23 protein-coding genes and 2 riboswitches are annotated in these 22893 nt (G+C 42.8%); of the genes, 20 read left to right on the top strand and 3 right to left on the bottom strand.

Annotated features, from left to right (window positions below):
* Positions 1–61: 61 nt before the first annotated feature.
* Positions 62–1141: a GGDEF domain-containing protein gene (locus tag BIV59_RS09840; RefSeq protein ID WP_071351310.1), complete on the top strand. Its 1080-nt coding sequence runs from the start codon at positions 62–64 to the stop codon at positions 1139–1141.
* 260 nt (positions 1142–1401) lie between these two features.
* Here the strand turns inward: BIV59_RS09840 and BIV59_RS09835 are convergent, their stop codons facing one another.
* Complete coding sequence (locus BIV59_RS09835; protein ID WP_071351309.1) at positions 1402–1740, bottom strand: spore coat protein; 339 nt, start codon at positions 1738–1740, stop codon at positions 1402–1404.
* A gap of 26 nt (positions 1741–1766) precedes the next feature.
* Positions 1767–2048: a hypothetical protein gene (locus tag BIV59_RS09830; protein ID WP_071351308.1), complete on the bottom strand. Its 282-nt coding sequence runs from the start codon at positions 2046–2048 to the stop codon at positions 1767–1769.
* Between the two features lie 169 nt (positions 2049–2217).
* On the opposite strand from BIV59_RS09830, the gene BIV59_RS09825 reads away from it, so the two are divergent.
* Positions 2218–3132, top strand: coding sequence for a proline dehydrogenase family protein (locus BIV59_RS09825; RefSeq protein WP_071351307.1), 915 nt, complete (start codon positions 2218–2220; stop codon positions 3130–3132).
* 161 nt (positions 3133–3293) lie between these two features.
* Here BIV59_RS09825 and BIV59_RS22775 read toward each other — a convergent pair whose 3' ends face one another.
* Positions 3294–3422, bottom strand: coding sequence for a YuzL family protein (locus tag BIV59_RS22775; protein ID WP_083392113.1), 129 nt, complete (start codon positions 3420–3422; stop codon positions 3294–3296).
* Positions 3423–3650: 228 nt separating this feature from the next.
* Here BIV59_RS22775 and BIV59_RS09820 point away from each other — a divergent pair, with 228 nt between their 5' ends.
* From BIV59_RS09820 to sufU, 18 genes are all read left to right on the top strand, one after another.
* Complete coding sequence (locus BIV59_RS09820; RefSeq protein ID WP_071351306.1) at positions 3651–6035, top strand: 3-hydroxyacyl-CoA dehydrogenase/enoyl-CoA hydratase family protein; 2385 nt, start codon at positions 3651–3653, stop codon at positions 6033–6035.
* 189 nt (positions 6036–6224) lie between these two features.
* A complete protein-coding gene (locus BIV59_RS09815; protein ID WP_071351305.1) occupies positions 6225–7403 on the top strand; it encodes an acetyl-CoA C-acetyltransferase in 1179 nt (392 codons plus the stop codon).
* A 64-nt stretch (positions 7404–7467) separates the two neighbouring features.
* Positions 7468–9252: an acyl-CoA dehydrogenase family protein gene (locus BIV59_RS09810; protein ID WP_071351304.1), complete on the top strand. Its 1785-nt coding sequence runs from the start codon at positions 7468–7470 to the stop codon at positions 9250–9252.
* 146 nt (positions 9253–9398) lie between these two features.
* Positions 9399–9755 (top strand): arsenate reductase family protein, encoded by a 357-nt coding sequence (locus BIV59_RS09805; RefSeq protein ID WP_071351303.1) that lies wholly within the window; start codon positions 9399–9401, stop codon positions 9753–9755.
* 82 nt (positions 9756–9837) lie between these two features.
* Entirely contained in the window at positions 9838–10221 is a 384-nt protein-coding gene (gene gcvH / locus BIV59_RS09800) for a glycine cleavage system protein GcvH (RefSeq protein WP_071351302.1), read from the top strand.
* Positions 10222–10644: 423 nt separating this feature from the next.
* Positions 10645–11007 (top strand): toprim domain-containing protein, encoded by a 363-nt coding sequence (locus BIV59_RS09795; RefSeq protein ID WP_071351301.1) that lies wholly within the window; start codon positions 10645–10647, stop codon positions 11005–11007.
* Between the two features lie 6 nt (positions 11008–11013).
* Positions 11014–11319 carry a thioredoxin family protein gene (locus tag BIV59_RS09790; protein WP_071351300.1) on the top strand — a complete coding sequence of 102 codons (306 nt, stop codon included), beginning with the start codon at positions 11014–11016 and terminating at the stop codon, positions 11317–11319.
* A 225-nt stretch (positions 11320–11544) separates the two neighbouring features.
* On the top strand, positions 11545–12807 hold the full coding sequence (locus BIV59_RS09785) for an MFS transporter (protein ID WP_071351299.1): 1263 nt from the start codon (positions 11545–11547) through the stop codon (positions 12805–12807).
* 346 nt (positions 12808–13153) lie between these two features.
* Positions 13154–13258: riboswitch (SAM riboswitch) on the top strand.
* A 112-nt stretch (positions 13259–13370) separates the two neighbouring features.
* Complete coding sequence (locus tag BIV59_RS09780; protein WP_071351298.1) at positions 13371–14684, top strand: O-acetylhomoserine aminocarboxypropyltransferase/cysteine synthase family protein; 1314 nt, start codon at positions 13371–13373, stop codon at positions 14682–14684.
* Between the two features lie 192 nt (positions 14685–14876).
* Positions 14877–14988, top strand: a riboswitch (SAM riboswitch).
* Between the two features lie 183 nt (positions 14989–15171).
* Complete coding sequence (locus BIV59_RS09775; protein WP_071351297.1) at positions 15172–16209, top strand: methionine ABC transporter ATP-binding protein; 1038 nt, start codon at positions 15172–15174, stop codon at positions 16207–16209.
* Positions 16199–16867: a methionine ABC transporter permease gene (locus BIV59_RS09770; protein ID WP_071351296.1), complete on the top strand. Its 669-nt coding sequence runs from the start codon at positions 16199–16201 to the stop codon at positions 16865–16867. The genes BIV59_RS09775 and BIV59_RS09770 overlap by 11 nt, the downstream gene beginning before the upstream one ends.
* A 28-nt stretch (positions 16868–16895) precedes the next feature.
* On the top strand, positions 16896–17735 hold the full coding sequence (locus tag BIV59_RS09765; protein ID WP_071351295.1) for a MetQ/NlpA family ABC transporter substrate-binding protein: 840 nt from the start codon (positions 16896–16898) through the stop codon (positions 17733–17735).
* A gap of 119 nt (positions 17736–17854) precedes the next feature.
* Positions 17855–18217, top strand: coding sequence for a carboxymuconolactone decarboxylase family protein (locus BIV59_RS09760; protein ID WP_071351294.1), 363 nt, complete (start codon positions 17855–17857; stop codon positions 18215–18217).
* Positions 18218–18458: 241 nt separating this feature from the next.
* Positions 18459–18611 (top strand): YuzK family famiily protein, encoded by a 153-nt coding sequence (locus BIV59_RS23600; RefSeq protein WP_170846122.1) that lies wholly within the window; start codon positions 18459–18461, stop codon positions 18609–18611.
* Positions 18612–19034: 423 nt separating this feature from the next.
* Positions 19035–19820 (top strand): Fe-S cluster assembly ATPase SufC, encoded by a 786-nt coding sequence (gene sufC, locus BIV59_RS09755; protein ID WP_071351293.1) that lies wholly within the window; start codon positions 19035–19037, stop codon positions 19818–19820.
* Between the two features lie 14 nt (positions 19821–19834).
* The gene (gene sufD / locus BIV59_RS09750) at positions 19835–21142 is read left to right on the top strand and encodes a Fe-S cluster assembly protein SufD (RefSeq protein WP_071351292.1); all 1308 of its coding nucleotides are present in this window, start codon (positions 19835–19837) and stop codon (positions 21140–21142) included.
* Positions 21142–22371, top strand: coding sequence for a cysteine desulfurase (locus BIV59_RS09745; RefSeq protein ID WP_071351291.1), 1230 nt, complete (start codon positions 21142–21144; stop codon positions 22369–22371). Before sufD ends, BIV59_RS09745 begins: the two co-directional genes overlap by 1 nt.
* Positions 22361–22798: a Fe-S cluster assembly sulfur transfer protein SufU gene (gene sufU / locus BIV59_RS09740; protein ID WP_071351290.1), complete on the top strand. Its 438-nt coding sequence runs from the start codon at positions 22361–22363 to the stop codon at positions 22796–22798. Before BIV59_RS09745 ends, sufU begins: the two co-directional genes overlap by 11 nt.
* The last annotated feature ends 95 nt before the right edge of the window (positions 22799–22893 follow it).

Here is a 22893-nt window from a genome sequence, read left to right as displayed (position 1 = left end):
GTTTTTTATCCTGATTATCAGGGTACTATATACTATTCGAGAACAGCGGGAGGACAGGTACATGAATGGGATTAGGAAAAATCACCTTGGAATTTCTCTCCCTTTTGATTTTATTATTTTGATTTTAATAGATGCTGCTGCTGCGGTTTACGGAGAAAACAACGGGCTTGTCTGGCTGCTGTTCATTCTTCTGCATATTGTCTGTGCTGCAGGTTATGTAAATAGACGTTCCTTCCAAAAGCCAGGTCATCTTGAACCATGCATACCAGGCGGATATGGAGTTACGGATGCGGAGGGGAAGATCCTTACTCTTAATGAAGCAGGAAAACAAATTCTTGGAATAGAAAGCGGAGAAGGATTTGCCGGCATCTGGGATGTTACAGACAGAGACGGCAAGGTAAAAAAAACATGCCCTATTCTCCTCGGGCTGGAAAACCATGCAGCGGGACAAAAAGAAATTATAGGCCTAAAAAGCAAAAAAACTGGGCGTATTGAAAAGTGGCTTATTGTTCAGTGGCAGCCTTTTTCATCCTCTGCAGGCAGTAGCAGAACTGCTCTTTCTTTTACAGAAATCACTGAAGTCATGAGGGTGGATCACTTATTAAAAGAGAAGAATAAGCAATTGCAGAATCTGTCACTTACAGATGGTTTAACGGAGATTCCCAACCGCCGTTACTTTGACATTCTTATTAAAGAGCTTTGGAGGGAAATGAAGGATAAAAAAGGTGATCTTTCATTAATCATGCTGGATATTGATTGCTTTAAAAGCTATAACGATACTTATGGCCATATTGAGGGTGATGCCTGTTTAAGAAGCACGGCTGAGGCTTTAAAAAAAGCTGCGGGCGAAAAGGGGACGGTTTTCAGATACGGCGGGGAGGAATTTGCTGTTCTTTTGCCGTATACAGACTACCGTTCTGGGAGGAAGCTTACTGAAGAATTGATGTCTGCAGTTGAAAATCTCCGGATCACCCACGAATCATCTTTTCATAAACCTTATGTGACAGTTAGTGCGGGAATCGCAACTATAAGGCCGAATATGCCGGAAACGCTCCAGGATTTCATACAGCTTGCAGATGACCGGCTATACGAGTCAAAAAGAAACAGATCTTATAGAACAGAATCTGTTCTAACTAAATGAGCATTAACATAATGCAGGGCGCCAAGTCTGCCTTGGTGCCCTGTGCAAGTTAAGAACTTTTGTTTTTTAATATGTTCTGTGATGCGATCCCGTTGTTATACCGGGTTGATTGGAGTATAACGTGCGAGACTCATGCGGGATTAGCGGGAAGCTGAGAAGGCTCACCGCCTCCCCGCGGAAAGCGAGCATCCTGGAGCGGAAATCAGCCCTTGATCCATAGCAACAAAGTTTACGAAAACAGCCTATTTGAAAAGATTATGCTATTGAAGCTCCTGCTGGCTGTAGGGAAGCTGGTTTTTATAACCCGTAAACTGCTGAAATGATTGGCTTATTTTCTGAGGTTCCGCTTTTTCAAGAGAATACCATCCCATCTCGAACATTAAATTATACAATGTGCGCTGCATATTCTTCGTCTCAGTGGAAATGTTCAGCAATTCGTTGTAAAGCCCTGAATGGCTGGCTTCATTTAATGCAATAGAATATGAAGAATTAAAATACTTTTCTGTAGAAAGCATATCATTTAAAAAGTCGCGATCATTCATTTGGGCTGTCTTTGGTACGGATGTTTCCGGATTTTGAATCTTATTCTGATCTGGCATCTTATATTCTCCTGTTCTATAAATGTTTATTGGAGCTGATTTCCGCTTGATTGCTGTCCTTTATTTAAATGTGAAAGGATGGTTTCATAGTGGCGCTGATGCATTTGGCCACATTGATTCAGTGCCTCCACCACTTTCTGGTCCTGGCACTGTTCGGCGAAGAAGCGGGCCTTTTTTACAGCCAGCAGGTTCCAGGAGAGCATGTCTGTCAAATACATGGCATCTTTTGAAGATAAAATTTGGGGCGGCTGTTGCATGATTTGTGCACTGGCGCCTTGCTGGTTTTGATTTGCATTTTGCTGTTGCATGGTTTTGCCTCCTTGTCAAATTCATTCCTCTATAAACTTCCCTGTTCCCCGTGGTATATACCTCAATAATTTGTATCCAAATATAGTTTTAAATGATAAAATAATGGTGTCGAAATTTTGGTTATTTTCTGTTTTAACAAACTATAAACCGTTTTCAGGGGGATGCAATATGGAACAAACAATGAGGAATTTTTTTCTCTTTTTATCTAAAAATAGAGGCTTGACCAAGATGGCCAAAAGATATGGTTTGAGGTTCGGCGCTTCCCGATTTGTAGCAGGAGAAACAGTTGAGCTTGCTTCAGAAGTTATAAAGGATTTAAATAATAAGGGGTTGTCTGTAACTATCGATTACCTTGGAGAATTTGTGGATAATGAAAAGGAAGCCAATGAAATGGCGGATAATTGCATTGTGGCAATCAAGGAAATCGGCAGGCGCGGATTGGATTCTCAGCTTTCTCTTAAAATGACATCAATGGGTCTGGATATAAATGAGAGCGTTGTCATGAATAACATGAGGAGAATTCTGGAAGCGGCAAAGGAAAATCAAGTGTTTGTCACGATTGATATGGAAGATTTCGCCCGATGCGGAATAACAATTGATATTTTCAAGAAGCTTAAATCAGAATACGATAACATTGGCACAGTCATCCAGGCATATCTTTACAGGACTGAACAGGATATTAAAGACCTGAATGTATACAGCCCAAATCTCCGTCTTGTAAAAGGTGCGTATAAGGAATCACCTGAGGTTGCTTTTCCGGAAAAGAAGGATGTAGATGATAACTACAAAAAAATCATAAAAATGCATCTTCTGAACGGTAACTATACAGCAGTTGCCACCCATGATGATGCTATAATTGAGTACACCAAAAAACTGGTAAAGGAATATAATATTCCGAACGACCAGTTCGAGTTTCAAATGCTGTTCGGCATCCGCAATGAACGGCAGCTTGAACTTGCTAAAGAAGGCTATAAGATGCGTGTGTATGTCCCTTATGGAACAGACTGGTACGGATATTTCATGCGGCGCCTGGCAGAGCGGCCTGCCAATGTTGCCTTTGTATTAAAAGGAATTTTTAAATAAACGTTTAAGGGAAAAGCCAGGCCGCCATAAGCATGGCTTTTCCCCGATAAAACGGGAAGCTTCCCCGCTTTGCTTCTTAAAGGTAAACGGGGTATGACTGTCCGGAAATGCAGGTTCAGCTATCCGTCAAAAGAAGCCTGATGCAGGAAATTGGCTTCAATTTATCTTTTATACTGATTGTTCTGGCTGTTCACCTTATTTTTCCCGCCTTGCTCCGGAGATGGACCGGCGTTTCCTTTTACGCTGGCAGCACTTACTGCAGCCTTTGTGGGATCTTGTTTTCTTTTCATGCTATTTCACCTCGCGTTCTATAATAGTTTCTGCAGAGAAGCCGCCAATCATGAGAGGAAGTTATTTTCAAAAAAGTAATGGACAATAAATTCAAATTTTCTGGTATTTTTTGATTGCGGAATTTTCTAAAATATTCTATAGTTATTATAGGGAAAATGAATTTATATTTTTTTGCGAGAAAAATGAATGAGCATTCATTCAATACACTTCGTAAGGGGGATATGATTTTGGTTCGTCAAATACGAAAGGCTGCAGTTCTTGGATCAGGAGTAATGGGATCAGGAATTGCTGCACACCTTGCTAACATCGGCATTCCAACTTTATTATTAGATATTGTTCCTCGGGAGCTTTCTGAGGATGAAAAGAAAAAGGGCTTAACACTGGAAGATAAACAGGTACGCAACCGGATCAGCCAAACAGCCAAGCTTAAGCTTCTTAAACAGAAACCGGCTCCATTGACTGCGAAAAAAAATCTCGCTCTTATTGAAGCAGGAAACCTGGAAGATGATTGGGAGCGCCTCAAAGATATTGACTGGGTCATTGAAGTTGTTGTTGAAAATCTGGAAGTCAAAAAAAATGTTTTTTCAAAAGTAGATCAATACCGCAAGCCTGGAAGCATTATAAGCTCTAATACTTCAGGGATATCAATTGAAGCTATGGCAGAGGGCCGTTCAGAGGACTTTCAGAAAAATTTCCTCGGCACCCATTTCTTCAATCCGCCACGTTATTTAAAATTGCTGGAAGTGATCCCTACTCAATTCACAGATCCTGAAGTGCTGTCATTCATGAAGCAATTCGGTGAAGATATATTAGGCAAAGGCGTTGTAGAAGCAAAAGATACACCAAACTTTATCGCGAACCGCATTGGTACATACGGGCTATTGGTGACTGTCCGTGAAATGCTTGAAGGCGGCTATAGCGTAGGTGAAGTGGATTCAGTAACTGGCCCGATGATCGGAAGGCCGAAAAGCGCTACATTCCGCACTTTGGATGTTGTAGGTTTAGATACCTTTTCACATGTTGCCAAAAATGTGTATGACCAGGTAGATGGAGCAGAAAAAGAAGTTTTCCAATTGCCTGATTTCATGAAAAAAATGCTTGATCAAGGATGGCTTGGAAGCAAGTCCGGACAGGGCTTCTTTTTGAAAAAAGGCAAGGAAATCCTGGAGCTGAATCCTGAAACACTTGAATATGAAGAAAGAAAGAAATTAAAAACAGCATCGACAGAATTAAGCAAGCAGGCTAAAGGCGTCCCTGCTAAAATGAAAGCGCTTGTATACAGTGAGGATCGTGCCGGCCAGCTTTTATGGAATGTATTAAAACCTGTACTCCTTTATTCTGCGGAACTCCTTGGTGATATCGCTGATGATATCCTTGCCATCGACCAGGCTATGAAATGGGGATTCGGCTGGTCAATGGGACCATTTGAAACATGGGATGCAATTGGCCTCGAAAAATCGGCTGCAAGGATGGAGAAAGAGGGCCACACTGTGCCGCAGTGGATAAAGGATATGGCTGGAAAAGGATTTGAATCTTTTTACAGGCAGGAAGCTGGAGAAACCTCCTACTACAGTAACGGAGAATACAAGGAGATCACTGAGAATCCAAAGGTGATCAATCTTAAAAAAATAAAACAGCAAAACGGAGTAATTAAGAAAAACAGCGGTGCAAGCCTGATTGATATCGGAGATGGTATTGCCTTGCTTGAATTCACGTCCCCTAATAATGCAATTGGACTTGATATTATCCAGATGATCAACTACGCAGTGGATGAAGTAGAAGCGAATTACAAGGGCCTTGTCATCGGGAATCAGGGGAAAAACTTCTGCGTCGGCGCCAATATCGCCATGATGCTCATGGAAGCGCAGGATGACAACATCTTTGAATTGGATATGGTGATCAGCCAATTCCAAAAAGCGATGCTGAAAATTAAATATAGCGCAAAACCAGTTGTAGCGGCTCCTTTCAATATGGCTCTTGGAGGGGGAGCGGAGGTTTGCCTCCCTGCAGCACATATCCAGGCCTCCACAGAAACCTACATGGGGCTCGTGGAAGTCGGAGTAGGATTAATACCAGGAGGCGGAGGCACTAAAGAGCTTTATTACAAGCATCTGAAGAGCATGCCGCACGGGGTTGAATTTGATCTGCAAAAGGTAGCCAACAAGGTGTTTGAATCTGTAGCCATGGCTAAAGTATCCACTTCAGGAGAAGAAGCACGGGAAAATAATTTCCTGAATTTTGCTGACGGGATTAGCGTCAACCCTGATCATTTGCTGTATGATGCCAAACAGGCAGCACTGTCGCTGTATGAAGCTGGATATACAGCTCCTGCGAGGGTGAAGATTCCTGTAGTCGGTGAAACAGGATATGCTGCCTTATTACTGGGAGCAGAGTCGATGCGTCTGACAGGATTTATTTCTGATCATGATATGAGCATTGCCAAGAAATTGGCCTACGTTCTTGCGGGAGGCAAGGTGCCATATGGTACAGAAGTCGATGAGCAGTACCTGCTTGATCTGGAAAAAGAGGCATTTTTAAGTTTGATAGCACAGCCTAAATCTCAGCAGCGGATGCAGCATATGCTCCTTAAAGGCAAGCCGCTGCGCAATTAAGATTAAATGAAGAATGTAAAAAATGATTAACTAACTAAAAGCGCCGGTTTATGTGCAGGCAGATGTATCAGCGGGAAGAAAATCGGCTGGGCAGCAAAGAAATCTTTGTCTGCTGCAGCCGTTCCATACTGATTCCAAGGAGTCTGAACTATTCAATCAGGCGCTGCGTTCTAATAAGGAGGATCCCTCATGAGAGAAGCGGTAATAGTGGCTGGAGCAAGGACTCCGGTTGGTAAATCGAAAAAAGGGTCGCTTGCAAACGTCCGTCCGGATGATTTAGGGGCTCTTGTAGTAAAAGAGACTTTAAAACGCGCCGGAAATTACGAAGGCAATATTGATGATTTGATTATTGGATGTGCCATGCCTGAAGCGGAGCAAGGGCTAAATATGGCAAGAAACATCGGTGCTCTTGCCGGGCTTTCGCACAATGTGCCTGCCATCACCATTAACCGGTACTGCTCAAGCGGACTTCAAAGCATAGCATATGCAGCTGAGAGAATCATGCTTGGCCAAAGCGATACGGTGATTGCCGGCGGTGCAGAGTCTATGAGCCTTGTGCCAATGATGGGTCATGTAACCCGCCCTAATGCAAAGCTTGCTGAAACGGCTCCTGAATATTATATGGGAATGGGCCATACAGCAGAGGAAGTCGCGAGGAAATTCGGCATTTCACGTGAAGATCAGGATGCTTTTGCTGTAAGGAGCCACCAGAAAGCAGCCAAAGCGATTGCAGAAGGAAAATTTGCTGATGAAATCGTGCCAGTGGATGTTACATTGCGTTCCGTTGGAGCCGATCATAAGTTAAAAGAAAAGACATTTCAATTTACACAGGATGAAGGCGTACGTGAAGGAACGACTTCAGAAATCCTTGCTAAATTGAGGCCTGCATTTTCAGTTAAAGGAACTGTAACGGCGGGCAATGCTTCCCAGACGAGCGACGGTGCTGCAGCGGTCATGGTGATGGACAGCGAAAAAGCTTCCTCATTAGGACTGAGTGCGATGGGCAGGTTCAGATCTTTTGCTGTTGCCGGGGTTCCTCCTGAAATTATGGGAATCGGCCCGGTTGCCGCTATCCCAAAAGCTCTCAAGCTTGCCGGACTTGAACTATCTGATATTGGATTATTTGAGCTGAATGAAGCATTTGCTTCACAGTCCATTCAAATCATCCGGGAACTTGGCTTGAATGAGGAAATCGTCAATGTGAACGGGGGCGCAATTGCTCTGGGACACCCGCTTGGATGTACAGGTTCAAAGCTGACTTTAAGCCTGCTGCATGAAATGAAGCGCAGAAATACACAGTTTGGAGTAGTGACCATGTGTATTGGCGGAGGAATGGGTGCTGCAGGAGTATTTGAGCTTATCGGGTAATGCGGAAGGAAAACGTCTAGATTAATAGATATTCATTTCATTTAATATATTAGGAGGTAACAAGATGTCAAAATCAACTGAAAGCATAGTAAAAGGCGGCGGGTTTCTTGTAGAGGATGTTACGTATGACCAGGTTTTCACCCCTGAAGAATTCTCTGATGAACAAATTATGATTGCAAAAACGACAGATGACTTCCTGGTAAATGAAGTTCTTCCTCAGGTCGAATACCTGGAGAAGCATGAGTTTGACCGCTCCGTAAAGCTATTGAAGCAAGCGGGTGAACTTGGCCTTCTTGGAGCGGATGTTCCTGAAGAGTATGGCGGCCTTGGGCTTGATAAGGTCAGCTCAGCACTGATTTCGGAAAAACTTTCCCGTGCTGGCGGATTTTCCATCACTCATGGAGCACATGTTGGAATCGGTTCACTGCCAATCGTCCTTTTTGGAAATGAAGATCAAAAACATAAATACCTTCCATTACTGGCAACAGGAGAAAAAATTGCAGCATATGCACTCACGGAACCAGGTTCAGGTTCTGACGCGCTTGGCGCAAAAACAACGGCTAAATTGAATGCTGAAGGCACACATTATATCCTTAATGGAGAAAAGCAATGGATTACTAATGCAGGTTTTGCTGATGTATTCGTTGTGTATGCGAAGATTGATGGAGAAAAGTTCTCTGCCTTTATCGTAGAGCGTGAATATCCAGGAGTTTCTACGGGCGCTGAAGAAAAGAAAATGGGCATCAAAAGTTCATCAACACGCACGTTGATCCTGGAAGATGCCAAGGTTCCTGTTGAAAACCTTCTGGGGGAAGAAGGAAGAGGCCATGTAATCGCCTTTAACATCCTTAATATCGGACGTTATAAATTAGGTGTAGGAGCTGTGGGTGCCTCCAAGCACGCCTTTGCCCTTACAGCAGCTTATACAAACCAGCGCCAGCAATTCAAGACGCCAATTTCTTCTTTTAACTTAACAAAAGAAAAAATTTCTACAATGGCATCTAAGATTTATGCTGCAGAAAGCTCCGTTTACCGTACGGTCGGTCTATTCGAAAGCAGGATGAGCCAGCTTACAGACGAACAGGTAAAAGACGGCAAGGAAGTGGCAAATTCTATTGCAGAGTATGCCATTGAGTGTTCACTGAATAAATTTTTCGCCTCAGAAGTTCTCGACTATGTAGTGGATGAAGGCGTTCAGCTGCACGGAGGCTATGGTTTCATGCAGGAATATGAAATCGAAAGAGCTTACCGTGATTCCAGAATCAACCGGATCTTTGAAGGAACAAATGAAATCAACCGCCTGCTGGTTCCAGGCACATTCTTAAAGAAAGCTTTCAAGGGTGAGCTTCCTCTTCTTCAAAAAGCGCAAAGCCTGCAGGAAGAGCTGATGATGCTAATGCCGGAAGAGCCTGGTGAAGAGCCGCTGGCACAAGAAAAGCTGCTGGTGAAAAACGCCAAGAAAATCGGGCTGCTGGCTGCAGGGCTTGCCGCACAAAAGTTTGGGAACAAGCTTGAGCAAGAACAAGAAATCCTGATTAACATTGCTGACCTTGCTTCACTTGCATATGCCATGGAATCTGTTGTGCTTCGTACAGAAAAAGCCATTGCACAATCCGGAGAAGAAAAAAACCAGCAGAAGCTTCTTTATACTCAAATTTTCTGCCAGGAGTCATTCAACCAAATCGAGCAGCATGCGAAGGAAACCTTGGTTGCGGTAGAGACTGGCGATACGCTTCGCATCATGCTTTCTTCACTGCGCAAATTAACAAGGCATAATCCTGTTAATGTCATTGCTAAAAAACGCGAAGCTTCTGTGAAATTGTTAGACGCAGAAAAATATGTGCTTTAATTCGTAAGGCAAGCGGAGCCGCAGGGATATCCAAAATGGATATTCCTGCTTTTGCATGTGCAGCAGCTGTTTTTTTTGCTGGAAGCATAGCTTATTTTTTGAATTAATGCTTAAAAACGGGTATCCTATCGTTAGGTGGTGAAACCATGGGATTGATATTTTATTGGTATCCAAAATGCGGCACATGCAGAAATGCGAAAAAATGGCTGGACGATCATGAGGTTTCTTATGAAGCTGTCCATATAGCAGAAAATCCCCCTTCAAGGGAGCAGATTGAAGAGCTTTACCTGAAAAGCGGCTTGGAATTAAAGAAGTTTTTTAATACAAGCGGACAGAAATACAGGGAGCTTGGTTTAAAAGACAAGCTTAAGGATGCTTCTGATTCAGAAAAGCTGGATATTCTGGCCTCGGACGGAATGCTGCTGAAAAGGCCGATTGCTTCAGACGGAAATCAAGTGACAGTCGGGTTCAATGAACAGGAATACCAAAAGATTTGGCAATAGAAGAAGTTTTTTGCACCAAATCAGAGAAATCTATTTTATACTATAATAGATCATAATTTTACATAACTTGGAGGGGTATACCATGGCAACACCAAAGGATCTTCGTTATTCAGAGGAACACGAGTGGGTAAAAACAGAAGGTGATAAAGTCCGCGTCGGGATTACACATTTTGCACAATCAGAATTGGGCGATATCGTTTTTGTTGAGCTTCCTGAAGTGGGGGACGAGCTCAAGGCGGATGAGCCATTCGGCAGTGTAGAGTCTGTTAAAACGGTTTCTGAGCTTTATGCTCCAATCAGCGGCAAAGTGGTAGAAGTCAATGAAGAGCTGAATGACAACCCTGAGTATGTAAATGATTCACCTTATGAAAAGGCATGGATGGTTGTTATTGAGCCTTCTGACAGCAGTGAAGTGGAAAGCCTTATGACTTCAGAGCAATATGATGAAATGACAAACGAAGGATAATGCATGACGGGAAGGCTTCTTGCCTTCTCTATTTTTTTACGGTGCTTTTCTCGTAAACGCTGCTGCAATGGAACAAGGTGGCTGATTTTTGCTAAAGGGATGCTCGCTTTCCGGGGGCTCACGTGTTACCCGGAGTCTCGCACATTATGCTCCAATCAAAGCGACTCAACTCGGGAATCACCTAAGAACTTATTAAAATACAACAAACTTTAAGAAAAGAGCCTGCTTTTACAAAGAAAGCACTTTGGACACTTTTTTTTCCGTTTTGGGTTATTATATGAACAGGGTACGCATTTCTGTCCCGTATGTGGGCAGTGAATTCAACCCTGCCTGAAAGCCCGATTCGTTCAACCCATCATCAGCGGGGATGAGAGTGCCCTCTGCTGATGGAGGTTCACTTTATCCTTTAGCGGCGGTGATTGCATGGAATTCGGACAACCTGATAAAGTAATTATTGTAGAAGGGACTTCAGATAAAAGAAAAGTGAAAAGTGTATTGAAGGAAGAAGTGGAAATCATCTGCACCAATGGCACCATTTCAATTACAAGGCTTGACGAACTTGTTGATGAACTGGCTGAGAAAGATGTTTATATTTTAGTGGATGCTGATGAATCAGGGGAAAAGCTGCGCAAACAGTTTAAAAAAGAAATGCCAGAGGCTTACCATCTTTATATAGACCGAATGTATAAAGAAGTTGCTGCATCGCCGATGAATCATATTGCTACTGTTTTATTGGCGGCAGATATTGAGGTAAACCCCGTGTATTTAGAACAAAGGATGAATTAAGTAATTATGCAAGAGTGGAATGAAGAACAGTTAAATAATTCCTTGAAATGGAATCGGACATTTTGTTTATACCTTTACACCCCAATGTGCGGGACTTGCCAGGTTGCCTCGAAAATTCTAGCCGTTTCCCTGGAGCTGTTTCCTGATCTGGACTGCGGCAAAATGAATTTAAACTATATGGCGAATATTGCAGCTGAATATGAAATAGAAAGTGTTCCCTGCTTATTGGTTTTTAAAGAAGGAAAGCTTGATAAAAAAATATACGCCTTTCATTCTGTCCCGTATATATACGATATCCTTAAAGAAATATAAAAACATCACCATTCTTGCCCAAAAAGGCAAGAATTTTTTTATGCAGTTTAACGAAAAAGGAGAAGAGCTGCGTCGCTGTTCGGACATATAGTGTTTGGGAGTGTCTGGTTAATAGGTCAGGGCAGTTTTTGAAGAAAAGTAAAATAATTCAAATTATTATTTACATAGCATGGAGCAAGCATTAATATTTAGGGAGACGAAATAGTAAAGGGCGGATTATCAGCTATGTTTAAATTTACTGTAAAGCGTTTTGCATCTTATAACCGCAACATCAGAATGCTGCTTCTGGGCAATATTTTCATGCAGTCAGGCTTTGGCATCTTTATGGTCATTTATAATTTTTATATACGGGAGCTTGGATTCAGCGACAATGTGAATGGCCAGGTCATATCCTACGGATCGCTCGCGACCGCCTTGCTCTTGATTCCTGCAGGTTTGCTTGGAGACAAAATCGGAAGAAGAAAGCTTCTGATCTCAGGAGTGGCAGCTACCGGTTTTTTCATGCTCCTGAGATCCCTGCTTCATAGTGAAGTCAGCCTTTTGGCCATGGCTTTTTTAGCCGGAGGGGCAACAGCCTTTTTTCAGGTTTTGATCATCCCCCTTTTAGCTGAAAACTCATCAGTAAGGGAGAGGGTCCAAATCTTCAGCCTGCATTTTGCCGTAATGACAGCCGCTAATGTGGCAGGCAGTCTTTTGGGAGGTGCATTGACCGATATCCTCAAGCTTTTCATCTCTGATCTTTATGCCATCCGAATATCCTTATTGTCAGGGGGAATCATGTTCCTTTGCTCCATAGTGCCATTCCTGGCCATTGCAAAAGAGGAGCCTAAACCAATTGAATCCCATGAAAGCGATCCGGCGGGATTTGACAGGAAAAGCCTCAAGGTAATCATTCTCTTTTTTATCTCGCAGCTGCTGATTGGTACCGGGTCTGGACTTGTCATTCCTTATCTCAATTTATATTTTGCTGACCGCTTTTTCGTTTCAAACTCCATGATTGCTATTATTCTCTCGGCAGGACAGGGAGCCACGGCAGCTGCTATGCTTATCGGCCCAAGGTTTGTAAAACGCTTTGGAGAAGTTAAATCTGTTGTTATTCTGCAGATGCTGTCCCTGCCATTTTTATTGCTTACAGCATATACCCATCAATTATGGATAGCGGCCATCGCCTTTTTATTCCGGCAGGCTTTAATGAACGCAGGAAACCCCATACAGATGTCTTTAATGATGTCGCTTGTCAGCAACCGTTCTAAAGGACTGGCTAATTCAATGAACCAGATGGCCTTTAATCTGGGCTGGGCATTCATGGGGCCGGTATCAGCCTCTCTTGTCATATCATTGGGCAGCTATTGGGGATATGCAGCTGTATTTTCCATTACCGCAGGGATTTATTTGCTGGCAACAACCTTTTTCTTTATAGTGTTTAAGTCTTTGTCCAGCCGGCCGTCTTTCAAGGAGGGCGTTAGTAAGAAACCTGTATCGGGTTAATTTACATGCTTCAGGGGTGATGCGGCTGATGTCAAAACAACACGAGGCAGCAATGAGCTTCCCGCTTTTTCTTATTTCTTAGGAAATAAAGTCAAATTTTCAGTTATTTTCTGCTAATAGTCAGAAACGCTTTGAGATTATGTCGGCAATTAAGGTTAATGACAAAAATCACGGCAGGAATTTAGACGCTTTTTATCTATTCGTGATTTCCTTAGAATGTGTCTTCCTTCGGCGTATTTTTGCAGCAAGAGTAACATCGGGAAAAAATCCCAAAATAAAAATTGACTACCTCCTTAAGGGTATGCTATATTTTTGACTAAGCAAAATTTTCTGATTAATTAACTGAATCTTATCAAGAGTGGCGGAGGGACTGGCCCATCGAAGCCCGGCAACCGGTATATATCATACACGGTGCTAATTCCAGCAGAGTATCGGCTCTGGCAGATAAGGAGAGATAGCAAAGCCTCTTCTTTTTGAAGAGGCTTTTTTGTTTCTCGTTAACCTTCCAGGAATGATTTCAGACTCAGAGCCATGATTTCATTAAAAGTTGGGGGAGAAGAAAAATGGCAGAAAACAAAAATTATCGTTTTGAAACCTTGAGTATTCACGGAGGGCTGAAGGAAGATGCTACAGGAGCCAGGGCATTGCCTATTTATCAAAGCAATGCATATTTGTTCAAAGATACAGATCATGCAGCCAATCTATTTGGACTGAAGGAACCAGGGTATATTTACACGAGAATCCATAATCCGACTGTAACTGCTTTTGAAGAAAGAGCGGCACTCCTGGAAGGCGGGATCGGGGCTCTTGCCGTATCAAGCGGAATGGCTGCAATCACACTGGCCATCTTGAATATTGCTTCAGCGGGAGATGAAATTGTATCAGCTTCAACTTTATATGGAGGCACATATAACTTGTTCGCCAATACACTTCCAAGGTATGGAATCAAGGTTACCTTTGTAAAACCGGATGATCCTGAGAACTTCCGTAAAGCTATAACACCAAAGACGAAGGCAATATTCGGTGAAACAATCGGCAATCCAAGCCTTCGTGTACTTGATATAGAGAAGGTAGCAGAAATAGCCCATGAAGCAGGAATTCCGCTTATTGTGGATAATACCTTTGCAACGCCTTATTTGTGCAAGCCAATTGAATATGGTGCTGATATTATTGTGCATTCTGCTACCAAATGGCTTCTTGGCAACGGAACTGTACTAGGGGGCATCATCGTGGATGGCGGGAAATTCGACTGGAATTCCCCAGATTTTCCGGGGTTCACGGAGCCTGATCCAAGCTATGGAAATATCGTATACAGTGATGCAGCGGGCCCGGCTGCTTTTATTACCAAAGCACGTGTCCAGTTACTAAGGGATCTGGGGCCTTCGCTCAGTCCCCAAAGCGCCTTTCAATTCACTCTTGGGCTTGAGACCCTGCATGTAAGGATGAAAGAGCACATATCCAATACCGGGAAAATCATTGATTATTTAGAAAACCATCCGGCCGTAACTTGGGTGTCACACCCAGGGCATAAAGATCACCCTGATAGGAAACTGGCAGATAAATACCTTCCAAGAGGAGCAGGGGCCATTGTCATTTTTGGGATTGAAGGCGGCAGAGAAGCAGGAGCCAAGCTGATTAACTCCATACAGCTATGGTCACATGTAGCAAATGTTGGAGACGCAAAAAGCTTAATCATCCATCCTGCCAGCACAACCCATCAGCAGTTAAATAAAGATGAACTGATTCAATCTGGCGTAAGCGAGGATTTAGTAAGGCTATCAATCGGCATTGAAAATGCAGACGATTTGATTGAAGACCTTGAACAGGCGATTGAACAGGCAACTGGCCTGGCGTCCTTGGCTGTAAAATCTTTATAATTCGGAAAGAGAGGGTGCACATGCATTCTCTTTCTTCACTGATTCACGAAAAATTGTTTATCAAAGGATTTAAAATTTTTACTAACTTTTAAACGTTATGCATTGACACTTTTTCTTTCTGTATGTTACGATCACTTTCGTAATTAAAAATGAACATAATTGATGTGAACCGTCAATTACATATATCTGTTGCTCTTATCGAGAGAGGTGGAGGGATGTGCCCTATGAAACCCGGCAACCGGCAAGGATTTCCTTGAAAAGGTGCCAATTCACAAAAAGCTGATAAAGCTTTTAGAGATGAGAGAAAGGCCTTAGCTTATCTTGCCTTTCTGCTCATGCAGAAAGGCTTTTTCTGTTTAAGGCACTGATATTGGCCTTGCGCCATGCATGAAGAACAGATAATGCGCAATGATATATTGTAGATGGATACATGATTTAGCAAAAGTTTACTATGTTCATAGGCTTATACGGATAAGAGGTGGATTCAATGATAACGGTATCGAAAGTAAGTAAGCTATTTAAATCCAGCCTTGCGAAAGGCGAACCTATAAAAGCTGTTGATTCTGTAGATATCTCAATTGACAAAGGAGAAATTTTTGGGATTATCGGCTATAGCGGTGCCGGGAAAAGTACGCTGATCCGGATGCTGAACGGTCTTGAAAGGCCGACTGAAGGCTCGGTTCTTGTAGCAGGCAGAGAGATTTCCCGAATAAAGGGCGCGGAGCTTCGAAGCGCAAGACAAGAAATAAGCATGATTTTCCAGCACTTTAATCTATTATGGTCCAGGACTGTCGAAGAGAATATCTCCTTTCCCCTGGAAATTGCAGGCGTCCCGGCAAATAAGAGAAAAGAAAGGGTCAGCGAGCTTATTAATCTGGTCGGCCTAGAAGGGAGAGAGCGTGCATATCCCTCGCAGCTAAGCGGCGGACAAAAGCAGCGTGTCGGCATTGCAAGGGCGCTTGCCAACAATCCCAAGGTGCTCTTGTGTGATGAAGCGACTTCAGCACTTGATCCCCAGACTACTGATTCCATCCTGGAATTGCTCGTTGATATCAATAAAAGGCTGGGTCTTACCATTGTTTTGATTACGCATGAAATGCATGTCATCCGCAAAATCTGCCATCGTGTTGCTGTCATGGAAGGCGGCAGGGTTGTGGAGCAGGGACGTGTTTTGGAGGTTTTCCGAAATCCGACTGCGCAGATTACCAAACGTTTTGTCCAGCAGGTCACAGAACCAGAGGAAACAAAACCCGTATTGGATCATATTGGAGTCCGCTATCCAAAGGGCAAGGTCATACAGTTAACATTTATAGGAGAAAGTACAGAAAGTCCGCTCATTACCGGGCTAATCCGAAACTTCAATATCGATGTTAATATCCTCCAGGGGAAAATATCGCATACGCAAAATGGCCCTTATGGCACTCTGTTCATACATGTTGATGGAAAAAGCGATGAAATCACCCGTGCGATCACGTATTTAAATGAGCAGCAGGTAGGCGTGGAGGTGATATCAAATGCTGACTGATTTACTTCCAAATGTGGTTTGGGCAGATATGTGGGCAGCGACGAAAGAAACCTTATACATGACTGGTTTTTCATTGGTTGCTACATTTATTTTAGGCATTTTGCTTGGAACACTATTGTTTCTGACTTCTAAAGGTCAAATGTGGGAAAATAAAGCAATTAATGTCCTTGTTTCCGCGGTGGTCAACATTTTCCGTTCCATTCCTTTTATCATCCTGATTATTTTGCTGATCCCATTTACCCTGTTTTTGGTGAAGACCATGCTGGGTCCTGAGGCAGCTTTGCCAGCCTTAATTATTGGAGCAGCGCCCTTTTACGCCAGAATGGTGGAAATCGGGCTTCGCGAGGTTGATAAAGGTGTTGTGGAAGCAGCAAGATCAATGGGTGCAAAAACAAGTACTATCATCTTTAAGGTGCTGCTGCCTGAATCCATGCCGGCGCTTATTTCTGGCATTACTGTAACTGCAATAGCCCTAGTCGGCTATACTGCGATGGCCGGGGCAATTGGAGCAGGAGGGCTTGGAAATCTTGCATATTTGCAGGGATTTCAGCGGAGTAATAATGATGTTACTTTTGTTGCTACAATCACCATATTAATCATCGTATTTATCATTCAGTTTATTGGAGACATTATTTCATCCAAATTGGATAAAAGATAAAAAAAAATGAAATCTGGAGGAATACACAATGAAAAAGAAAAAGTGGTTTGCGGCTTTTGCGGCTTCGGCGGCACTGGCATTGGGGCTTACAGCCTGCGGAACAAGCGATAGCGGGAAGTCAGGGTCTGATGATAAGAAACTGATTGTGGGGGCTTCAAATATTCCCCATGCTAAAATATTGGAACAGGCAAAGCCTCTCTTGAAGAAAAAAGGCGTGGATCTTGAAATTAAAGTATTCCAGGATTATATTCTTCCGAATAAAGCACTTGCCAATAAAGAAATTGATGCTAACTATTTCCAGCATATCCCTTACATGGAATCACAAATGAAGGACCAGGGCTATAAATTTGAAAACGCCGGCGGAATTCATATTGAGCCAATCGGCATCTACTCGAAGAAATATAAAAAACTTCAGGATCTTCCAAAAGGCGGAACAATCATCATGAGGGACGCAGTGGCAGATGAAGGCCGCATTCTTTCCATCTTCCAGCAAAATGGACTTATTAAGCTGAAGCCGGGTGTGAAGAAAACAGATGCGACTATAAAGGATATTGTGGAAAACCCTAAAAAATTAAAATTCCAGCCGAATATCGAAGCAGGTTTATTGCCTCAGGTATATAAGAATAATCAGGGCGATGCTGTAGTCATCAATGCAAACTATGCACTGGATGCAGGCTTAGACCCGGTACATGACCCAATTGCGGTTGAATCAGGCAAAGATAATCCTTATGTCAATATCATCACGGTCCGCAAAGGCGATAAAAACAGAAAAGACATCAAAACGTTAGTTGAAGTTCTGCATTCGAAAAAAATCCAGGATTATATCACGAAAACATATAAAGGCGCTGTATTGCCTGTAGATAAATAAGTAAAAGGAGCGGCCTATAATGGGCCGCTTTTTCTATATTGCTCTCGCAGCAGTTCCTGCATAGTTGATCATTAACCGTCCATACTATGAAGGAAAATGAAACAAGGAGATGAAAGCATTTGAATAATGAACCCAGGAATGTAACTGAAAGTGTACTTCATGATTATAAAACCGGAATCGGAGTATTTCTGGAAAAAATGCCTGAGCTCGGCAGCAAATTCAATGCATTTACTGAAGCATGTTTCCAGGCAGGCGCACTTTCTCAAAAAGAGAAACAGCTGATTGCACTTGGGATAAGCCTATATACACAAGATGAGTATTGCATCATTTATCATGTTAAAGGATGTCTTGACCAGGGGGCCAGTGAGCAGGAGATTCATGAAGCAATTGGCGTAACGGCTGCATTTGGCGGAGGAGCGGTAATGAGCCAGGCAGTTACCCTGGTACAGGATACGATCCAGGAATTATCGGAATTTCATTAATCATGAATGCAAAAGCTTTAATGTTTTCTGTAAGCTTAAGCAATCAGAGGGTATTTGGAGCAATTCTCCATCTGGCAGCGATTTTCCTGAGCAAAGCCCATATGTTACGTTTTAACCCATTTTCATAAGGGTATAAGGACTTTGAACAATGATTTTGACTCATGTTAAAATTAAGCTGTTCTATAAAAGATGAAAGGATTGATTCATTATCAACTCTCTAGATTTACAAGTTACAGGTGAAATGGAAAAGGCTATGCAGCAATCACATGGAATTGGCTACAGCGAATACAGCAGGAGATTGGATACCCGGATCCAGGTCGAAAAACGAAGAGAGAAAGATTATGAACAAGGCAATCTGTTAGTGAATCATCTTAATCGAAGAATTCATTCTTAATGGATTTTAAATGAAAATTAAATATGACTGCCTCCCGCGGAGATAATGGTGAGCGAATCAAGAAGAAGGTATGCTTGATTTCTTAAACTTTATGCATCGCGGGTTTTTTTATTGAATAGGCCCGTGTTTTGAGGAAGAAGAACAGGATTAGTAAGTGCCCGAATGAATAATGCGATATTAAGAGATGCTATAATATGGAAGGAAGCGGAAAACTTATAAATATGTTTTCATTTTGACTTATAAGGGCCATGCGGTGATATTAGGGGATACAATGAAAATCCCTCTTTATTAGTTGCTTCCAGATTTCATTTGATATAAGATTGTAATGAGAATAAATTGAGAATCACTTTTGAAAATAAATAGAAGGAAAAATGCGTAATTTTTCAGTCTATTATTATGATATTAGTTTACGGAGGTATGAAAATGTCAGGATCAACTTTAACGATTAAAGATCTGCACGTATCAATCGATGGAAAAGAAATTTTAAAAGGGGTTAACCTTGAAGTGAAGGGCGGAGAAATCCATGCAATCATGGGCCCGAATGGTACAGGTAAATCTACTCTTTCTTCAGCAATCATGGGACATCCTAAATATGAAGTAACAAGCGGAAGCATTACATTTGACGGTGAAGACGTTCTGGAAATGGAAGTTGACGAGCGAGCAAGAGTCGGCCTTTTCCTTGCCATGCAGTACCCAAGTGAAATCAGCGGTGTAACGAACGCGGACTTCCTTCGTTCTGCGATTAACAGCCGCCGCGAAGAAGGCGATGAAATTTCATTAATGAAGTTCATCCGCAAAATGGACGAAAAAATGGAGTTTCTTGAAATGGACGAAGACATGGCACAGCGTTACCTTAATGAAGGATTTTCCGGCGGAGAAAAGAAGCGCAATGAAATTCTTCAACTAATGATGATTGAGCCTAAAATTGCCATTCTTGACGAAATTGACTCCGGTTTGGATATCGATGCTCTTAAAGTTGTTTCAAAAGGAATCAATGAAATGCGCAGCGAGGATTTCGGCTGCCTGATCATCACTCACTACCAGCGTCTGCTGAACTACATCACTCCTGACTTTGTCCACATTATGATGCAGGGACGCGTTGTTAAATCTGGAGGTCCTGAACTGGCACAGCGCCTGGAAGCAGAGGGCTATGATTGGATTAAGCAAGAATTAGGCATTGAAGACGAAACTGTCGGCCAAGAAGCGTAAGTAGGGGGATTGGAATGACTACCGAAACAAAACTACCATTTGATCAGGAGTACATCAGCTCCTTCTCTAAACAAAATAATGAACCTTCATGGCTTATGGAGCTCAGGACCAAATCACTTTCCGGTCTTGATGCGCTTCCAATGCCAAAACCTGATAAAACAAAGATCGATAAATGGAATTTCACTGCTTTCAGCAAACACATTGTTGAAAGTGAAGCTTTTGCATCTTTGGAAGACCTTCCGGAAAGCGTGAAAAGCCTTGTGCATCTTGAAGAAAGCAAAAACCTGTACATCCAGCGGAACAATACTGCTGCGTTTTCAAGACTTTCTGATGAATTGAAGGAGCAGGGTGTCATCTTCACCGATATTTTCACAGCAGCTCGCGAGCACAGCGATCTTGTCGAAAAATATTATATGAAAAATGGCGTTAAAGCAGATGAGCACCGCCTGGCAGCTTTGCATGCTGCTTTGGCTAACGGCGGTTCTTTCCTTTATGTTCCGAAGAACGTGGAAATTAAGGAGCCGATGCAGGCAGTATTCCTGGTCGACAATCCTGAGACTGCATTATTCAACCATGTATTGATTGTGGCTGAAAGCAACAGCTCAGTGACATATGTAGAAAACTACATCTCCACTGTAGAATCCAGCCAGGGAATTGCAAACATCGTAACAGAAGTTTTTGCAAATGATAATGCACGCGTTGCTTATGGTGCGGTTGATACCCTGTCAAAAGGCTATACAACGTACGTAAACCGCCGCGGGGTGGCAGGGCGCGATGCACGGATTGAATGGGCCCTTGGATTAATGAATGACGGCAATACCATTTCTGAAAACATCACTTATCTTATGGGAGATGGATCATTCGGAGATACAAAAATGGTTACTGTAGGCCGCGGAGAACAAAAACAAAACTTTACGACTTCCATTATTCATTACGGGCTTCGCTCTGAAGGGTATATTTTAAAGCATGGCGTCGTGAAAGACAGTGCGTCTGCCATTTTTAACGGAATCGGTAAAATAGAGCACGGTGCAACAAAAGCAAATGCTGAACAAGAATCAAGAGTTCTTATGTTAAGCGAAAAGGCACGCGGAGATGCAAACCCGATCCTTCTTATTGACGAAGATGATGTTACTGCAGGACATGCAGCATCGGTTGGCCGCGTTGACCCAGTCCAGCTTTACTATTTAATGAGCCGCGGAATTCCGAAGCAAGAGGCGGAAAGGCTTGTAATCCATGGTTTCCTTGCACCGGTTGTTAATGAACTGCCTGTTGAAGGAGTTAAGAAGCAATTGGTTGAGGTAATCGAAAGGAAAGTTAAGTAATGAATCCATACGAAATTCGCAAGCATTTCCCTATCTTAAATCAGGAAGTGAATGGCAAGCCATTGGTATACCTTGACAGTGCAGCCACTTCCCAAAAGCCATCTTCTGTAATTGAGTCAATTGATAAGTACTACCGCGAATATAATTCCAATGTCCATCGCGGTGTCCATACACTTGGAACAAAAGCAACAGATGCATATGAAGGGGCTCGTGAAAAGGTTCGGAAATTCATTAATGCTGCTTCTACAGAAGAAGTCATCTTTACAAGAGGAACGACTACTGCCTTGAACACAGTGGCAAGAAGCTATGGAAAAGCAAACTTGTCGGAGGGTGATGAAATTGTCATCTCTTATATGGAACACCACAGCAACATCATCCCTTGGCAGCAGGTTGCCAAAGAGACCGGCGCTTCATTGGTATACCTTCCGCTTCAGCAGGATGGCACGATCTCCCTTGAAGATGTCAGGAAAACGGTGACAAGCAAAACCAAAATCATTTCCATTATGCAGGTGTCCAATGTTTTGGGAGTAATTAATCCTGTTAAGCAAATTGCTGAGATTGCCCATGACAATGGTGCTATAATGGTAGTAGATGGTGCACAAAGCACACCGCATCTTAAAGTCGATGTCCGCAGCCTGGATTGTGATTTCTTCGCATTTTCAGGACATAAAATGGTTGGACCCACTGGGATTGGCGTTTTATACGGAAAAAAAGAGCTTCTGGAAAATATGGAGCCCATTGAATTCGGCGGGGAAATGATCGACTTTGTAGGCCTATATGACTCTACTTGGAAAGAGCTGCCGTGGAAATTCGAAGGCGGGACACCGATTATTGCCGGTGCCATCGGACTCGGTACTGCTATCGATTTCCTTGAAGAAATCGGGCTTGAACATATAGAAGCACATGAACATAAACTGGCAGCATATGCCCTAGAGAAAATGTCCGCGGTTGAAGGACTGCAGATTTATGGACCAATGGATGCTAAGCAGCGCGCTGGCGTTGTCACCTTCAATATTGGAGATGTTCATCCGCATGATGTGGCAACCGTCCTTGATGCTGAGGGAATTGCTGTAAGGGCAGGACATCACTGTGCACAGCCGCTTATGAAATGGCTCGATGTTTCAGCAACGGCCAGAGCCAGTTTTTACCTCTACAATACAGAGGAAGACATTGATAAGCTTGTAGAAGGGCTCGTCAAAACAAAGGAGTATTTCAGCAATGTCTTTTAATAACTTAGATACACTCTACCGGCAAGTCATCATGGATCATTACAAAAATCCTCGCAACAAAGGAACACTTGAGGATGGAAGCCTGACTATTGATATGAACAACCCTACTTGCGGCGACCGTATTCGTTTAACCATGAAAGTGGAAGACGGGAAGGTAAGTGACATAAAGTTTGACGGAGAAGGCTGTTCAATCTCTATGAGTTCCGCTTCTATGATGACTCAGACGATTAAAGGGAAAGATATAGATACAGCTTTAAAGCTTGCGGGTACTTTTTCTAACATGGTTCAGGGTAAAGAATATGATGACTACGGTGTTGACTTAGGAGACATGGAGGCCCTTCAAGGAGTTACCAAGTTCCCTGCACGAATCAAATGCGCTACCCTGGCTTGGAAAGCAATGGAAAAAGGCTTGCAGGAAGAAAATTGATAAATGAAGTTTGAAGCGTTTGGTTTATTAAAAAGATAAGAAAGTTCATCTTAACTTTCTTAACCCAGCGCCCAGCCCATCCAGGCCATAAGGGC

This window comes from Bacillus sp. MUM 13 (assembly GCF_001866725.1).
GTDB lineage: Bacteria > Bacillota > Bacilli > Bacillales > DSM-1321 > Peribacillus.
The sequence above is the reverse complement of the archived record's forward strand: the minus strand, read 5'-3'. Positions and strand labels throughout refer to the sequence as shown.

What these genes read in the sequence shown, in the direction of transcription:
- BIV59_RS09795 (WP_071351301.1), top strand. Translation starts at nt 10,645, where the DNA reads ATGGAATTCGGACAACCTGATAAAGTAATTATTGTAGAAGGGACTTCA.
- sufU (WP_071351290.1), top strand. Translation starts at nt 22,361, where the DNA reads ATGTCTTTTAATAACTTAGATACACTCTACCGGCAAGTCATCATGGAT.
- gcvH (WP_071351302.1), top strand. Translation starts at nt 9,838, where the DNA reads ATGGCAACACCAAAGGATCTTCGTTATTCAGAGGAACACGAGTGGGTA.
- BIV59_RS09825 (WP_071351307.1), top strand. Translation starts at nt 2,218, where the DNA reads ATGGAACAAACAATGAGGAATTTTTTTCTCTTTTTATCTAAAAATAGA.
- BIV59_RS09790 (WP_071351300.1), top strand. Translation starts at nt 11,014, where the DNA reads ATGCAAGAGTGGAATGAAGAACAGTTAAATAATTCCTTGAAATGGAAT.
- BIV59_RS09830 (WP_071351308.1), bottom strand. Translation starts at nt 2,048, where the DNA reads ATGCAACAGCAAAATGCAAATCAAAACCAGCAAGGCGCCAGTGCACAA.
- BIV59_RS09785 (WP_071351299.1), top strand. Translation starts at nt 11,545, where the DNA reads ATGTTTAAATTTACTGTAAAGCGTTTTGCATCTTATAACCGCAACATC.
- BIV59_RS09835 (WP_071351309.1), bottom strand. Translation starts at nt 1,740, where the DNA reads ATGCCAGATCAGAATAAGATTCAAAATCCGGAAACATCCGTACCAAAG.
- BIV59_RS09815 (WP_071351305.1), top strand. Translation starts at nt 6,225, where the DNA reads ATGAGAGAAGCGGTAATAGTGGCTGGAGCAAGGACTCCGGTTGGTAAA.
- BIV59_RS22775 (WP_083392113.1), bottom strand. Translation starts at nt 3,422, where the DNA reads ATGAAAAGAAAACAAGATCCCACAAAGGCTGCAGTAAGTGCTGCCAGC.
- sufC (WP_071351293.1), top strand. Translation starts at nt 19,035, where the DNA reads ATGTCAGGATCAACTTTAACGATTAAAGATCTGCACGTATCAATCGAT.
- BIV59_RS09765 (WP_071351295.1), top strand. Translation starts at nt 16,896, where the DNA reads ATGAAAAAGAAAAAGTGGTTTGCGGCTTTTGCGGCTTCGGCGGCACTG.
- BIV59_RS09805 (WP_071351303.1), top strand. Translation starts at nt 9,399, where the DNA reads ATGGGATTGATATTTTATTGGTATCCAAAATGCGGCACATGCAGAAAT.
- BIV59_RS09775 (WP_071351297.1), top strand. Translation starts at nt 15,172, where the DNA reads ATGATAACGGTATCGAAAGTAAGTAAGCTATTTAAATCCAGCCTTGCG.
- BIV59_RS09770 (WP_071351296.1), top strand. Translation starts at nt 16,199, where the DNA reads ATGCTGACTGATTTACTTCCAAATGTGGTTTGGGCAGATATGTGGGCA.
- BIV59_RS09745 (WP_071351291.1), top strand. Translation starts at nt 21,142, where the DNA reads ATGAATCCATACGAAATTCGCAAGCATTTCCCTATCTTAAATCAGGAA.
- BIV59_RS09840 (WP_071351310.1), top strand. Translation starts at nt 62, where the DNA reads ATGAATGGGATTAGGAAAAATCACCTTGGAATTTCTCTCCCTTTTGAT.
- BIV59_RS09810 (WP_071351304.1), top strand. Translation starts at nt 7,468, where the DNA reads ATGTCAAAATCAACTGAAAGCATAGTAAAAGGCGGCGGGTTTCTTGTA.
- BIV59_RS09780 (WP_071351298.1), top strand. Translation starts at nt 13,371, where the DNA reads ATGGCAGAAAACAAAAATTATCGTTTTGAAACCTTGAGTATTCACGGA.
- BIV59_RS23600 (WP_170846122.1), top strand. Translation starts at nt 18,459, where the DNA reads ATGGAAAAGGCTATGCAGCAATCACATGGAATTGGCTACAGCGAATAC.
- sufD (WP_071351292.1), top strand. Translation starts at nt 19,835, where the DNA reads ATGACTACCGAAACAAAACTACCATTTGATCAGGAGTACATCAGCTCC.